The sequence below is a fragment of the Allotamlana fucoidanivorans genome (assembly GCF_045788535.1).
Classification (GTDB): Bacteria; Bacteroidota; Bacteroidia; order Flavobacteriales; family Flavobacteriaceae; genus Allotamlana; species Allotamlana fucoidanivorans.
On sequence record NZ_CP074074.1, the window covers coordinates 219838 to 234696 of the forward strand.

Annotated in this window: 17 protein-coding genes and 1 tRNA gene; 10 read left to right on the forward strand and 8 right to left on the reverse strand. The window is 34.6% G+C overall.

From position 1 onward, the window contains the following. The first annotated feature begins 16 nt into the window (after positions 1 to 16). Complete coding sequence (locus KFZ70_RS01155; protein ID WP_199240671.1) at positions 17 to 1099, forward strand: amidohydrolase family protein; 1083 nt, start codon at positions 17 to 19, stop codon at positions 1097 to 1099. Beyond that, complete coding sequence (locus KFZ70_RS01160) at positions 1099 to 1746, forward strand: O-methyltransferase (protein WP_139696611.1); 648 nt, start codon at positions 1099 to 1101, stop codon at positions 1744 to 1746. The genes KFZ70_RS01155 and KFZ70_RS01160 overlap by 1 nt, the downstream gene beginning before the upstream one ends. 470 nt (positions 1747 to 2216) lie before the next feature. On the opposite strand, the gene KFZ70_RS01165 is transcribed toward KFZ70_RS01160, so the two are convergent. From KFZ70_RS01165 to KFZ70_RS01185, 5 genes are all read right to left on the reverse strand, one after another. Continuing rightward, positions 2217 to 2504 carry a twin-arginine translocase TatA/TatE family subunit gene (locus KFZ70_RS01165; protein ID WP_139696613.1) on the reverse strand — a complete coding sequence of 96 codons (288 nt, stop codon included), beginning with the start codon at positions 2502 to 2504 and terminating at the stop codon, positions 2217 to 2219. An 80-nt stretch (positions 2505 to 2584) separates the two neighbouring features. Beyond that, complete coding sequence (locus tag KFZ70_RS01170) at positions 2585 to 4885, reverse strand: M1 family metallopeptidase (RefSeq protein ID WP_139696616.1); 2301 nt, start codon at positions 4883 to 4885, stop codon at positions 2585 to 2587. Between the two features lie 105 nt (positions 4886 to 4990). After that, complete coding sequence (locus tag KFZ70_RS01175) at positions 4991 to 5398, reverse strand: DUF6702 family protein (RefSeq protein ID WP_233244039.1); 408 nt, start codon at positions 5396 to 5398, stop codon at positions 4991 to 4993. A 181-nt stretch (positions 5399 to 5579) separates the two neighbouring features. Next, complete coding sequence (locus KFZ70_RS01180; protein WP_139696619.1) at positions 5580 to 6350, reverse strand: hypothetical protein; 771 nt, start codon at positions 6348 to 6350, stop codon at positions 5580 to 5582. 89 nt (positions 6351 to 6439) lie between these two features. Further along, complete coding sequence (locus KFZ70_RS01185; RefSeq protein ID WP_139696621.1) at positions 6440 to 7240, reverse strand: carboxypeptidase-like regulatory domain-containing protein; 801 nt, start codon at positions 7238 to 7240, stop codon at positions 6440 to 6442. A gap of 108 nt (positions 7241 to 7348) precedes the next feature. On the opposite strand from KFZ70_RS01185, the gene pepE reads away from it, so the two are divergent. Beyond that, positions 7349 to 8056: a dipeptidase PepE gene (pepE, locus tag KFZ70_RS01190; protein ID WP_139696623.1), complete on the forward strand. Its 708-nt coding sequence runs from the start codon at positions 7349 to 7351 to the stop codon at positions 8054 to 8056. Positions 8057 to 8089: 33 nt separating this feature from the next. On the opposite strand, the gene KFZ70_RS01195 is transcribed toward pepE, so the two are convergent. Both KFZ70_RS01195 and KFZ70_RS01200 read right to left on the reverse strand, forming a co-directional pair. Further along, positions 8090 to 8162: transfer RNA gene (locus KFZ70_RS01195), tRNA-Gly, on the reverse strand. Between the two features lie 51 nt (positions 8163 to 8213). Next, the gene (locus KFZ70_RS01200) at positions 8214 to 8639 is read right to left on the reverse strand and encodes a GNAT family N-acetyltransferase (RefSeq protein WP_139696625.1); all 426 of its coding nucleotides are present in this window, start codon (positions 8637 to 8639) and stop codon (positions 8214 to 8216) included. Between the two features lie 105 nt (positions 8640 to 8744). Between KFZ70_RS01200 and KFZ70_RS01205 the strand changes: the two genes are divergently transcribed. Further along, positions 8745 to 9164, forward strand: a complete 420-nt coding sequence (locus tag KFZ70_RS01205) for a GNAT family N-acetyltransferase (protein ID WP_233244042.1) — start codon at positions 8745 to 8747, stop codon at positions 9162 to 9164. Between the two features lie 72 nt (positions 9165 to 9236). Then, positions 9237 to 10004 (forward strand): M48 family metalloprotease, encoded by a 768-nt coding sequence (locus KFZ70_RS01210; RefSeq protein WP_139696630.1) that lies wholly within the window; start codon positions 9237 to 9239, stop codon positions 10002 to 10004. Positions 10005 to 10073: 69 nt separating this feature from the next. Here KFZ70_RS01210 and KFZ70_RS01215 read toward each other — a convergent pair whose 3' ends face one another. Continuing rightward, positions 10074 to 10475, reverse strand: a complete 402-nt coding sequence (locus KFZ70_RS01215; protein ID WP_139696632.1) for an ankyrin repeat domain-containing protein — start codon at positions 10473 to 10475, stop codon at positions 10074 to 10076. A 250-nt stretch (positions 10476 to 10725) separates the two neighbouring features. Here KFZ70_RS01215 and gpmI point away from each other — a divergent pair, with 250 nt between their 5' ends. The 5 genes from gpmI (at position 10726) to KFZ70_RS01240 (ending at position 14852) form a co-directional block, all read left to right on the forward strand. Beyond that, positions 10726 to 12243 carry a 2,3-bisphosphoglycerate-independent phosphoglycerate mutase gene (gpmI, locus tag KFZ70_RS01220; protein ID WP_139696634.1) on the forward strand — a complete coding sequence of 506 codons (1518 nt, stop codon included), beginning with the start codon at positions 10726 to 10728 and terminating at the stop codon, positions 12241 to 12243. A gap of 128 nt (positions 12244 to 12371) precedes the next feature. Then, a complete protein-coding gene (locus tag KFZ70_RS01225) occupies positions 12372 to 12776 on the forward strand; it encodes a BT0820 family HAD-type phosphatase (RefSeq protein WP_139696636.1) in 405 nt (134 codons plus the stop codon). A 116-nt stretch (positions 12777 to 12892) separates the two neighbouring features. Beyond that, positions 12893 to 13711 (forward strand): type I methionyl aminopeptidase, encoded by an 819-nt coding sequence (gene map, locus KFZ70_RS01230; protein WP_139696854.1) that lies wholly within the window; start codon positions 12893 to 12895, stop codon positions 13709 to 13711. Between the two features lie 3 nt (positions 13712 to 13714). Beyond that, entirely contained in the window at positions 13715 to 14479 is a 765-nt protein-coding gene (locus KFZ70_RS01235) for a class I SAM-dependent methyltransferase (protein WP_139696638.1), read from the forward strand. A 7-nt stretch (positions 14480 to 14486) separates the two neighbouring features. Beyond that, positions 14487 to 14852 carry a DUF423 domain-containing protein gene (locus KFZ70_RS01240; protein WP_139696640.1) on the forward strand — a complete coding sequence of 122 codons (366 nt, stop codon included), beginning with the start codon at positions 14487 to 14489 and terminating at the stop codon, positions 14850 to 14852. Positions 14853 to 14859 lie beyond the last annotated feature (7 nt).

Below are 14859 nucleotides of genomic sequence, written 5' to 3' on the forward strand. Positions count from 1 at the left end.
CTCTCAGGATATAATCATGAAACGTAAATTAAGGATTAACGGCCATTCTCATTTACTTCCTTATCCAGAGGAAATTCCCGAATTTATGCAAGAAAAAGGCATTTTTTGGGTAGATAAAGATAGAAAGTTCATGCTTCAAAAAGACTGGAAACGCCCTGTTACAGATTCCAGTTTTTTCTTAAATGAAAAATTAGAATGGATGGCTCGTAATAAAATTGATCATGCGGTTGTTCTCAATCTGTCACAACTTTACGGTAATGGGTTACGCGTTGAAGAAATGAAAAAAGCACTACGATTTCAAAATGATTTTAATGCCAGAATACAGCACGAACATCCTACTAAATTCACCTGTGGATTTGTAGTGCATCCTGGTTTTTTGAGAAGTGCCTGTTGGGAAATTGAACGCTGTGTGGAACAACTCGGGTTACAATTACTTTGTTTGCCCACACATTATATGGATTCTATCGGTACCTGGCGGTGTATATTTGATGAAGAAAACGAACCGCTTTTTGAACTGGCTAACACATACAACTTAGCCGTTGAAATTCACCCGTATGATGGTGAGAAATTTATTAAACTAGAAAACACATCCTGGCGATTTCACCTCATCTGGATGTTAGCCCAATGTGGTGATGCGTATCACTTTTTAACCTTAAATGGTTATCAAGAAAAATTTCCTAACATGCGCACCTGTTTTGCACATGGTGGTCAATTATCACAAATTAATTTAGGAAGACGCATACAAGGATTTGACGGTAGACCTGATTTATTTGAAGGCAAACACCACCCTAGAAAAGCCGTAGGACACAAAAATATTTTCTTTGACACTTTAGTACATGATACCGGTGGCTTAGAACTGCTTATCAAAAACCAAGGCGCTAAACAGGTTATTATGGGCCTTGACGACCCGTATCCGTTAGGTGAGATGGAAAGCGAAAAACAATCATCCTATCCCGGTAAAATTTTAGATTTGGCCATAAAAAATAAAATCATCAACCAAATAGAATATGAAGCCATCTGGGAAGATAATGTGATAACATGGCTGTGTGGCGACGATGAAAACGCAAAAGAAAAGTTGATAAACAGAATTTTGAACTAATGCATTTTATACCTGAAGAATTAGATGATTACGTAGTAAATCACTCTGAAAATGAACCAGAGTTACTACAAGAACTCAATAGAGAAACCTATCAAAAAATATTACAGCCCAGAATGCTCAGTGGGCATTATCAGGGACGGCTGTTAAGCATGATTTCTAAATTAGTAAACCCTAAAAACGTTCTAGAAATCGGCACCTACACAGGGTATTCTGCCTTGTGTTTAGCTGAGGGTATGCAAAGATCGGGTGAATTACACACTATTGACGTGAATGAGGAGCTCTACGATTTTCAAAGAAAATACTTTGACAAATCTAATTTTGGCAACCAAATTTTTCAGCATTTAGGAGACGCACTAGACATCATTCCTACACTAAATAAAACCTTTGATTTGGTCTTTATTGATGCCGACAAAGAAAACTACAGTTATTATTTTAACGTGATTATTGATAAATTAAATATGGGAGGACTCATATTATCTGACAACGTGCTTTGGAGCGGTAAGGTTTTAGATAAAACCTTTAAAAAAGAAGACACGTCTACACCAGCCCTTATTGCTTATAATAAACTTTTAAAAGAAGACCCTCGTGTTGAAACTGTTGTTTTACCAATTAGAGACGGATTAACCTTGAGCAGAAAAATAAAATAACCGTATAGCTTTTAACAGAGTGGGTATAATTATGTAAACCAATAAATTACCAAGCTTGTGTATCATTTTACCAAAACATTTTAGAATTACCCAGTTTGTTTAAAATGATACACTAACCTGCTTCTCCTTTGGCGATGCCTAGTTAATGGTTTAAATTGATGACTTTAATGAGAGTACAACTAATGAATTGGAGCGCATTAAAACATGCCTAAGAATGCATGTGCCCAATGTTAAATTATGGATAAACAAAGTGACTTAACATAATATTCCTATAAACTATAAGGAATATTCTTAGGAAAAGGTAGCTAATTTTTTTGATCCCGATGGAAATTTACGCGCTTTTAAAGACAGTTTAACTTTTGAAAATCAAATAGAAACTTATGCCAAAGCGCCTCATTGAACTTCCTATGTAAACATGTTTTAATTCAGATTAATAAAGGAAAAAGGCTTCAAGGAAATGTCCTAAAAACCTAAAACTTACGTCTTACAGAACCCGTAAAGTCTTCTAAATCATCTTTAACTTTATCTAACTCCTTTTTTACATCAGAAGTCACACTAGTATCTATGCCATGATTTTCGGCCGTTTTGGTAATTTCATGCTTAATTTCATTAGACGCGTCTTTTAATGTTCTCATACCTTTACCAAGGCCTCTTGCTATTTCTGGTAATTTATCGGCACCAAAAACCATAACAGCAATAAACATAATGAATGCTATTTCTGCTCCGCTAATAAATAGAAATGTTGCTAATTGTATCACAGCACAAATATAGTGAGTTCATTTCTTAGAATAAAAAAAGCCGATTTAAAAAAATCGGCTTTTCTGAAAATAATATGATTTTAACTTTTAAGTGTTGATTTGAATTGTTCAAAATCACTAGGTTGTTCTTGCTTAGGCCATGAATTATTTGACGTATCAATATCGGCCGTTTCCTCATTAGGATCTATTATAATTGAAACAATTTCTTTCTCAGAAGCTACAGCCTTAGTGACTTCACTATCATTAAATCGCCATATCTGTGCTGGATAGGTTTCTGTTTTTGATGTACCATCTGCATAGGTATACTTTACAATGATAGGCATGACTAAACCTCCTGGCTTCTCAAAAGTAATGTTATAAAAATACTTTGGTGTTTTCAAATTTTTTCTTTCCTCTGGAGAGAAATTATCCATAACATACTGTTTTAATGGAATGGAATTTTCCAAAAGAGTGCCATCACGTAAAGACTCTTCATAATCTTCACTGCCCTCCTCTACTAAATAAACCAATGGTTTTAAATTCTTTAACGGAAAACCTTGTTTTTCAGCCACGTTTCTTACAAACTTATTGGGTGAGGAGGATACAAAATATCTTTTCACATCTTTAATACCTATATCAACCCAGTCTGTAGTATAAAACCAACCTCTCCAAAACCAATCTAAATCAAAAGCAGAAGCATCTTCCATCGTTCTAAAGAAATCTTCTGGTGTGGGGTGTTTAAACTTCCACCGGTTGGCATACTCCTTAAAAGCATAGTCAAAGAGTTCTTTTCCCATAACTGTTTCTCTAAGAATATTTAATGCGGTAGCTGGTTTTCCGTAAGCATTATTTCCAAATTGATAGGTATTTAACCCTTTGGTCATGATAGGTGCAATATAATCTTGATTGCCACTCATGTAAGGCACTATTAACTTGGCTGGTCCACGATCTGAAGGAAAGTGCTTATCTTGAGGGGATAGCGCCTCTGGATATTTTTGTCCAAAATCTTGCTCGGCAATATATTGTAAAAAGGTATTTAAGCCTTCATCCATCCAAGTCCATTGACGCTCATCACTATTTACAATCATAGGAAAGAAATTGTGACCAACTTCATGAATAATCACCCCCATCATACCATATTTTACACGATCACTATACGTGCCATCTTCTTTAGGGCGACCATAGTTCCAGCAAATCATTGGGTATTCCATTCCCTGTTGCTTAGCATGTACTGAAATAGCTTTGTGATACGGGTAATCAAAAGTCATTCTTGAGTAAGACTCTAAAGTACTCGCTACAGCTTTTGTTGACCATGCTTCCCATAATGGGTTGCCTTCCTTAGGATATAATGAAACCGCCATAACATCTTTTTCAGAAATTTTCACAGCCATCATATCTAAAATGAATTTTCTTGAGGTTGCAAAGCCAAAATCACGTACGTTCACAGCTTTCAATTTCCAAGTTTTCGTCTCTTGAGAAAAGAGGCCTTCTTTAGCTATAACTTCGTCTTGACTTACAATAATAACTGGTTTATCATAAGACGTTTTCGCCTCCTCATAGCGTTGCATCATCTCTTTAGAGTAAACCTCTTTTCTATTTGTTAATTGGCCCGTACCCTCTAAGATATGATCTGCAGGAACCGTAATATTCACCTCATAATCACCAAACGGTAAGGCAAACTCATCTCTACCCCAAAACTGAGAATTTTGCCAGCCCTCAACATCACTATATACTGCCATTCTTGGGTAAAACTGAGCAATAACATAGGCTCTATTACCATCTTTTGGAAAATACTCGTATCCAGACCGACCACCTTCAACGACATGATCATTAACATTGTACCACCACTTAATTGAAAAGGAAAACTTCTCACCATGCTTTAATGGTTTAGGTAATTCTACCCGCATCATCGTTCTATGAATAGTATACGGTAATGGTTTTTTATTGGTATCTGTAACTTCCTCAATAGTGAACCCGCGCTCTAATGGCTTATTCATATAATTCTGAACAAAGCTTGAAGGTTCAGCATATGGTGGAATCGATTCAGATTCAATCAACGGAGATTTAGAATCTTTTGCTCTTTGATTTTGATCAAGTTGCACCCAAAGGTAGGTTAATTGATCTGGAGAATTATTGGTATAGGTAATGGTTTCAAAACCCGAAATTTTTGCCTTTTCATCATCCAAGACAATATCCATTTTATAATCGGCCTGCTGCTGGTAATAAGCTACCCCGGGGGCTCCCGAAGCAGCACGATACATATTTGGTGTAGAAAATTCATCATACAGCTGCCTAAATTTATTCGTATTTGTATGACCTGTTTTTACTTGTTCTTTCTCTTGTGCATGCACTGAAAAAGCAGCAATAATCAGTACTAAACAAACGCAAGCAATGTTTCTCATTCCTATTTTATAATTAAAAATTGTAGTTTATTTCAACCAATAACAACAAAAATTGTTATTCAAATAGGAGCGAAATTATAAAATTATACAGCAAACATAGCTGTTTTAATCAAATTTTAACACTACCGAATCATTTTGAGAGAGAAGAATGAAGCTCTTTTGTTTATTATTAATGTTGGTTTTAATAATATTCTGCTGGTCTTCAAAAAGATCAAATAACACCTTATTGCTTATTTCAAAAGACTTTATTTCTGTTATGCCTTCAATTTCCATATAACATTTTATAACATCGGTATCATAGGCTTTTCCAAGAAACTTCACAATATATGGTGTTCCATTTATCTTAATGCTGAGTTTATCCTTCAAGTACCTCCCAATATAACCATCAATACGTTCAGACTCATCGTTGTTATCAAGTAGTATGATTTTATCATCAAAACGTTCTCTTAAAAGACTCTCAAAATCATCAATAAAAATTCTGGAAATAATTTGCAATGACTGTTTTTCTTTCACATACTCAATTTGTGTCACACTTACATAGTATTTATGTACTCCTGTAAAAGCAAAGATGGGGAACAAAAACACACAAAAAAGAAATTTAGAAATGCTGATCATATTGCAAAAGTAGTTAATTTATAGATTTTTATGACGTTCTAAAAGCAACCCTTGTCTTCAAATATATTTTGAAAATCAATTAATCCTGTAAGGCTGTTCTATTTTTTTGATACTGTATATACTTCATTTTCAAAAACGTAAAAATGATTAAATCTGATTTATTCTGACAGCTGTCCATAAAATTCTCATCATCCATACAGAAATAGAAAAAATCCATTCTTAAATCCGGTTCTAACGGATACGACGTAAAAAATTCATCAGACCATCTTGCTTTTACGCGTTGCATTAAAGTCTCCTTTCTCTCCATTTTCACTTGGTTTTTCAATCTCTTAGTTCTTCCTGTAATAGCATTGATAATAGGATTTAATGGCACAATACCACCTCCTGTTGTGGCTTCGTGTAAGCGTCTTTCCCCTATGGTTGCTATTTTTCCTTGATATCCAGGAATACCTACATCATAAAAATTGATTGGAGCTTTACCTTCAGTTGTCTTTATATCTTGTGTTAAATTACCAGATAGCACCTTACCTACAACAACTTCATCTAACGCATTTACTTGTTCCTCTAAATGTACTTTTACGGTTTTACTTAAAATCATTTTTGGAGTCATAACTAATTCTTTGTCTTTATGTTGAACCGAAGAAAATTGTATGGTATCATTAACTTTTACTGAAATCTCAAACACCCCTATTGTATTTGTAATGGTAAATACTTGAGCCGTTTTATTAATAACGTGAATGTTTTCAACATTTGATGTACTCTCAACTTTTCCTGAAAGTATCACGCTTTGACTGTGAGTAGAAAACCAAAACAAACAACCAAAAATAAAAATAGAAAGTAAACGCTTCAAAAACAGTAGTTGATTAATTGTTTAAAGTAAGTCCTTCAAATCTTAATCTTTTTGTAAACCGTTTGTAAAGTTATGTTAAAATAAAAGAGTTATTTTTTTGTAGATAAAAACACCTTACTCTTTTGATGTAGCAACTCAAGAAACTCCATTTCGTTACCATAGTTAAGCAACGAAAAATCAAAATCATCTCGTTGCACATACTGTATAAATTCTTGAACCCGATGTTCTGGTATATCAAAGTTGTCAACCAAAAACTCTGAACCAAAGTAATATTTCACAGACTCAATAGGTACTTCTGGAATTTTCACTTTGTCTTTATCTTTAGCGCCAGACCTGAATAAAGGCAATAGTAACTGATCAACCACATTGACAATATTCAGACCATTTATCATATGCTGCTGCTGTGAAGCCATTGTTATATTATTCACCTCTGTTTTGTTATCCTTCTCAAAATTATAATCGCTGCTATGCTTCACACCAAAATACAGAGCATCTAATTTAGGATTAAAAGCTTCGGCTCCTTCAATATCTGTGCCTAAATCACCTGTTAATTTCTGATCCAAAACGATGACCTCGTCCAATTTATTAATTTCTTCAATCATAAATAATTTCATACTTCCTGATGCTATGATAGCTTCATTGACTCTAAATTCAATGCTTTGATATTGAAGCGCACTCACTTGAATTAAATCGTTTAAAGCCACGGCAATAGTAAACTGACCATTTTCATCAGAAATAGTTCCTTTATTTGAAGAGGTGTTGAAAATGGTAATACCCGAAATATCATTACCTTCAACAATAATTTTTCCTGCAACATCAATTCTATTAATAGTTTGCGAATAACCCAAACTAGTTGTTAAAAAAGCTAAAACAACAATAATATGCTTCATTTATTTTTTATTTTCAAATTACCACATAATTTTCTATTCCTAAAGTAAAATGTACTAAAATTTTTCTAAACAGAAATTTAACTAGTTTTGCTGAAATGTCTTATTGAAATGAAAAACATAATAATAGCAAGCACCTCAACCGTTCACGGCAGCGGTTACCTTGATTATATTGTAAACGACTTAGAACGCTTTTTTGAGAAGGCTCAAACTATTCTTTTTATTCCTTTTGCCCGACCAAGCGGTATAAGTCATGACGCCTACACAGAAATAGCCCGTAAGGGATTTCAAAAAATTAATAAACGTGTTATTGGCCTTCATGAATATGAAAATAAAGCAGAAGCTATTAAAACAGCAGATGCTATTTTTACGGGGGGCGGAAATACCTTTGTATTAACCTATCAGTTGTATAAAAATAATTTAATTTCCCTATTACAAGAAGCGGTTTATGGTGGCATCCCTTATTTAGGCACCAGCGCTGGGAGTAACATTTGTGGATTAACTATAAAAACCACTAATGATATGCCTATTGTATACCCCCCAAGCTTTAATGCATTGGCCCTTGTACCATTCAATATCAACCCACATTATTTAGATCCAGACACCTCAAGTACACATATGGGAGAAACCAGAGGGACCAGAATAAGAGAATTTCATCACTATAACACCCCTCCTGTTGTGGGATTAAGGGAAGGCAGCTGGATACACGTTAAAGGGCAGTCTATTATTTTAAAAGGTGATTTAAGTGCTAGAATATTTGAATATAATAAAGCACCCTATGAAGTCTTTCCAGGTACAGAGTTAAACCATTTAAAATAAAAAAGCTTCACCGTTATTGATGAAGCTTTTTTGAGCGGGAGACCGGGTTCGAACCGGCGACATTCAGCTTGGAAGGCTGACGCTCTACCAACTGAGCTACTCCCGCGTTAATCGGTTGCAAATATATATAAACTCACCTATCATTTCCAAGAAAAAATTATAACTTTTTTAAAAAATGAAAGCCTAAAATTTCAAAGCCTTCCTTAAAATAAAACTTATGAGACAAAGCATTTGTAACATAAGTATTTAGCTCTATAGCTTCTACTCCTTTGGTTTGCACATAATCATAAATCCAGTTAAAAAAACGATGCCCTAACCCCGTACCTCTATAAGCATCATCAATATAAACATGATCGGGTTCTACGCTATTACCAGAATAATGCCTTGTACAAAACCAAAGTCCGCAAACCCCAATAATATTATCTTCATCAAAAACCACAGCACATTCATAGTGCTGAGTTACCATATCTAAAAAACGCTTTTGTAAGACCTCCGTTGAAATACGGGCTTCATTTAACTTATAAACCAAGGGCACAACCTCATGTATGCGCTCTGGTTCAAGAATTTTAAATTTGAATGTCATATCATTCTTGCTTTATAAAAGCAATTTATAAATATAAATTAATATGTTTGAATGTTCCATTAAAAAACTGAAGCTATCAAAACTAACAACTATCGCATACACGAGATTTCAGCAGAAGAAACCTTTCAGGTAAGGCAACCTGTTCTTAGACCTAACAGACCTTTAGATACTTGCAAATTTGATGGCGACTTACTAAATACTACATTTCATTTTGGTTTATATTTAAATGAAGAATTATTAGGCGTTTGTTCTTTTTTCAACAATACTTACAGCGGTATTTCTAGCAAAAACCAATACCAGCTAAGAGGAATGGCTGTTCTAAAAACGTTTCAAGGTCAAGGCTTAGGTAAACTAATTTTACAATACGGTGAAAACTTTATGAAAGAAAAAGGTGCAGATACTATTTGGTGCAATGCTAGACAACTTGCCGTGCCCTTTTATAAGAAGAATAATTATGCCATTATTAGCGAACCTTTTAACATTGAACATATTGGATTGCATTATGTTATGAGTAAATCTTTATGAGTTTTTTTGAAATGCTAAAAACAAACAATGAAAAATCTTTTGTAATTTTAGTAAGCTATTTGCAAAACCATCATGAGAGGAAAAAATTTTAAAGTCAGACTATTAATAGGTGCCGCTATCGCACTGTTTTTTGTTTTTAAACGCTGTAGTCAACAAGAGGTAAATCCATATACAGGACGTACACAAACCATATCAATGACACCAGACAAGGAAATTGCTATAGGATTACAAAGCGCACCTCAAATGACAGAGCAGCATGGCGGTTTGCACCCCAACAATCAATACCAAACTTTAGTTGATAATGTTGGCGCCAAATTAGTAAATAATAGTATTGCCCGAGAAACTCCTTACCAATATGAATTTCACCTCTTAAATGACCCAAACACAATTAATGCTTTTGCCTTACCAGGTGGGCAAATTTTCATTACCTATGCCCTATTTTCGAAATTAGAGAATGAAGATCAACTTGCTGGTGTTTTGGGGCATGAAATAGGTCATGTTCTGGGTAGGCATAGTGCAGAACGTATTGCTGAAAGTGAATACTGGCAAGGCTTAACTACGGCGGGTTCTGTAGGTGCAGATATGGGTGAACTTGTAGCTGGTATAGGTCAAAATACATTATTAACAAACGGACGAGATGACGAACTTGAAAGTGATGATCTTGGGGTTAAATTCATGATAAAGTCTAATTACAACCCCGAAGAAATGATTGGTGTTATGGAAATTTTAAAAGCTGCAGCCGGACCAAACCGAGTTCCTGAATTTCAGAGCACGCACCCCGATCCAGACAATAGAATTGAGAGAATACGTGAAGCTATAAAAAAACATCAAACTAATTAACACAAAAAAGCCCTGACATGTCAAGGCTTTTTAAAAATGACTAACTCAAATAATTATTATACGTTTTTCTTAACAATTATTTTTTTTCTTAGCAAGCGCTTCTTCTATGATTATTAAGGCTTCATCTGCACCGTGCAACTTGGCATAGTCTGCCGCAGTTTTCTTTTTTTCTGATCTCACTTTTAAATTAGCTCCTTCAGCAATTAACAGCTTTAAAATTTCAACTCTGTTAAACTTAGCTGCATACATAGCTGGCGTCATGCCGTTTGATTTTTGGTTAATGTCTGCACCACGGTCAATTAATTTTTTTACGGTTTCAAAATCACCTTTGGCAATTGAAACACAAAAAGAATTTACTTTAAAAAAAGCCTCAACTTTAAAATCGTTTGAGGCAACAGGTGATGAAGTAGCATTTACAGTACTTAAAGAAAAGCATAATGCCACAGCGGAAATGATGATTGTTTTTTTCATGATGAAAGATTTTAGTTTGATTAAATGATTACGTTTTTTGATATACTAAAGAGACGATAAAAATTTGATTCTGTTACATAAAATATTTTTTATAACAGATTTTTAACGTTTGATTCACAATTTGTTAACGAAATCGTTTTCTTAAAAAATTATCCTAAAAACCTTTGTTTTTCAGGGTTTTTCAAAGGTTTCGATACCTGTTTTTTATATAACTTCCGTATCTTTGTTTGCATTAAAATTTTAACAAAAAATGAATAAAAAAGTTATCCTAATGATACTTGACGGGTGGGGAAATTCACCTGATCCAAAAGTCTCTGCTATTGATCATGCCAATACGCCTTTTATAGATTCTTTATATAAAAAATATCCTTTTGCAACCCTTCGTACAGACGGGTTACACGTTGGACTACCTGAAGGCCAAATGGGAAACAGTGAAGTGGGGCATATGAATCTTGGAGCTGGCCGTATTGTATACCAAGATTTGGTTAAAGTTAATTTGGCTGTTGAAAACAAAACTTTAAATAAAGAGAAAGTCTTAGTTGATGCCTTTAACTATGCTAAGGAAAACAATAAAGATATTCATTTTTTAGGTTTACTTAGTGATGGTGGTGTACATTCTCATATCAACCATCTAAAAGGCCTTGTTGATGCGGCTAATGAGGCTGGAATAGCCAATAGCTATGTGCACGCTTTTACTGATGGTCGTGATGTTGACCCTAAATCTGGTGCTGGCTTTATTAAACAACTTGAAGATCATATTGAAAACACTAACACTAAAATTGCCTCTATAACTGGTCGCTATTATGCCATGGATAGAGACAAACGTTGGGAACGCGTTAAGCTAGCTTATGATGCTATGGTTAATGGTATTGGTCAAAAATCAACAAATGCCATTGAAACCATTCAAGAAAGCTACGATAATGATATTACTGATGAGTTTATCAAGCCTATTATTATGACTGATGATTCAGGAAATCCTGTAACAACCATAAAAGAAGGGGATGTAGTTATCTTCTTTAACTTTAGAACCGATAGAGGACGTGAGCTTACCGAGGCCTTATCTCAAACCGATTTCCATGAACAAAACATGCATAAACTTGATTTGTATTATGTTACCTTAACAAATTACAATGACACCTATAAGAATATCAATGTTATTTTCAACAAGGAAAATTTAACCGAAACCTTAGGTGAAGTTTTAGAAAATCATAACAAAAAGCAAATTAGAATTGCTGAAACAGAAAAGTATCCACATGTCACTTTCTTTTTCTCTGGAGGAAGAGAAGCTGAATTTAAAGGCGAACAACGTATATTAAGAAACTCACCTAAAGTTGCTACTTACGATTTAAAACCAGAAATGAGTGCTTATGAGCTTCGTGATGCTTTAGTGCCTGAGCTTGAAAAAGGAGACGTTGATTTTGTATGTTTAAACTTTGCCAATGGTGACATGGTAGGACATACTGGTGTTATGGAAGCCGCTATTAAAGCCTGTGAAGCTGTAGATACATGTGTTAAAGATGTCGTGACCACAGCTCTAGAAAACAACTACACCACATTACTTATTGCAGATCATGGAAACTGTGAAACCATGATTAACCCTGACGGAACCCCTAACACAGCGCACACCACTAATCCTGTTCCTGTTATTTTAATTGATAATGAATTGAAAGAAATTAAGGATGGTATTTTAGGAGATATGGCGCCAACCATTTTAAAACTCATGAATGTACCACAACCTGAAGCTATGACAAGACACGCGTTAGTGTAGTAGTATTCAGTATACATAGTAATGAAGCCTTGTTTAAAAAGCAAGGCTTTTTTTTATTCCATGATGCTCAAATATCCTAATCCCCAAAAAATATGTATTTTTGTACAAACCCAATTCTATAAGTATTTATGAATTTTAATCTTCAGCTTACCATTGCAGTCGATTTTGACGGAACTATTGTTGAGGATGCCTATCCTAAAATAGGCAAACCTATGATTTTTGCATTTGAAACTTTAAAAAAACTGCAAGAAGAAGGACACCGTTTAATACTATGGACCTATAGATGTGGTGATAAATTAGAAGAGGCTGTCAAATTTTGCGAAGCCAACGGCATACACTTCTATGCCGTTAACAAAAGTTTTCCTGAAGAAGAATTTGATCCTGCTTTTAGCCGAAAAATAAATGCCGATTTGTTTATTGATGATCGCAATGTTGGAGGGTTTCCTGGTTGGGGCGAAGTATACCAACTATTGACCGATACTGAGCCTATTATACCACAGAAAAAAGGAGGTCTTTTTGGGTTATTTAAGTAATAACATCCGTAAGCCCTTTTTTAAATTTTTCAATGAATTTTGGGCTGCATACGGTTCATCTTCTCCTATATGAAAATGGTAAAATTTAAGTATCTTTGCATCCTATTTTTGATGTTATGATAACTGTAAAAACACGAGAAGAAATTGAATTAATGCGTAACAGTGCATTAATTGTTTCTAAAACCTTAGGAGAACTAGCCAAAGAAATTAAACCAGGCGTAACCACATTGCAATTAGATAAAATTGCCGAAACCTGTATTAGAGATCATGGCGCCGAACCTGGATTTTTAGGCTTATATGATTTTCCTAATACGCTTTGTATGAGTCCCAATTCGCAAGTAGTTCATGGCATACCTAATGGAGACCCTTTAAAAGAAGGTGATATTATTTCTATAGATTGTGGCGCTCTAAAAGATGGTTTTTACGGTGATCATGCCTATACTTTTGCTGTTGGAGAGATTGATCCAGAAACAGAAAAACTGCTTCAAGTAACCAAAGAGTCGTTGTATGTTGGTATTCGCGAGTTTAAAGCAAATAATCGTGTTGGTGATGTAGGGTACGCCATTCAAAAATACTGTGAAGATCATGGTTATGGTGTAGTAAGAGAACTGGTTGGTCATGGCTTAGGAAAAAAAATGCATGAAGACCCAGAAATGCCAAACTATGGTAAACGTGGACGCGGCAAAAAATTTATTGAAGGTATGGTGGTAGCCATTGAGCCAATGATAAATATGGGCACGCAACGCATAAAACAGCATAGAGACGGTTGGACAATTACAACGTTAGATGGCAAACCTTCTGCTCATTTTGAGCATGATGTTGCTTTAATTGATGGTAAACCAGAATTACTATCTACATTCGCTTATATTTATGATGCGTTAGGTATTGAGAGTGAGGAAGAAGATGAATTCAGACAAAAAGCTTTAGTGCTTTAATGCATGAAAAAGACTTTTAAGTTTATTCTTAACCTTGTTCCTAGACCTTTATTAATCAGGCTTAGCTATATTATTAGGCCTATTTTAGCCTTCTTTTTAAAAGGCGACAAATACACTGATCCTATTGACGGCAAAAGTTTTAAAACGTTTTTACCTTATGGATACGGGCAGCAGCGTAACAATGTATTATCGCCTTCGACCCTTTCTTTAGAACGTCATAGGTTACTTTGGTTGTACTTAAAAAATGAAACTACTTTCTTTTCTGCCCCTTTGAAAGTGCTACATTTTGCTCCAGAGCAGGCTTTTTTCAAGCGGTTTAAAAACATGTTGAATTTAGATTATACGACTACCGATTTAAATTCGCCTTTGGCTGATGTAAAAGCTGATATTTGCAACCTACCGTTTGAAGATAACACCTTCGATTTTATTTTATGTAATCACGTTCTTGAACACATACCAAATGACACTAAGGCGATGGAGGAATTATATCGTGTATTAAGAAAGGGCGGTACTGGTATTTTTCAAATCCCTCAGGATCTAAATCGAGCTACAACTTTTGAAGACAACACGATTACAGATCCTAAAGAACGTGCTAAAATTTTTGGACAATACGACCATGTTCGTATTTACGGCCGTGACTATTTTGATAAATTAAGACGTATAGGTTTTAAAGTAGATGAAGTAGATTACACTAAGCAACTGCCAGATGCTGAAATTGCAACTTATTGTTTAGCTAAAGGAGAAATAATTCCTGTTGTTTATAAGTAAAAAAAGAATGTCTGAACAAATAGTTATTTCAACAGGTGCATTATTTGGGTTACTCGCTGTGATTTTCGGAGCCTTCGGTGCACACGCTTTAAAGCAAACCTTATCTGAAAATCAATTGAAAAGTTTTGACGTTGGTGTTAGATATCAAATGTACCACGCTATTGTTTTATTAATTTTAGGATATAGTTCAATAGATACCGCTCATGTTGTTTATTGGTGTTTTACTTTGGGTATTATTTTATTCTCATTCAGTATCTACGTCCTTGTTTTGTTTGATGCTAAAGGTCGAAAATTAAAATTTTTAGGCCCTGTTACACCTATTGGCGGACTGCTTCTAGTGTTGGGTTGGTTATTAATATGCTTCCAATTTTAATAGTAAA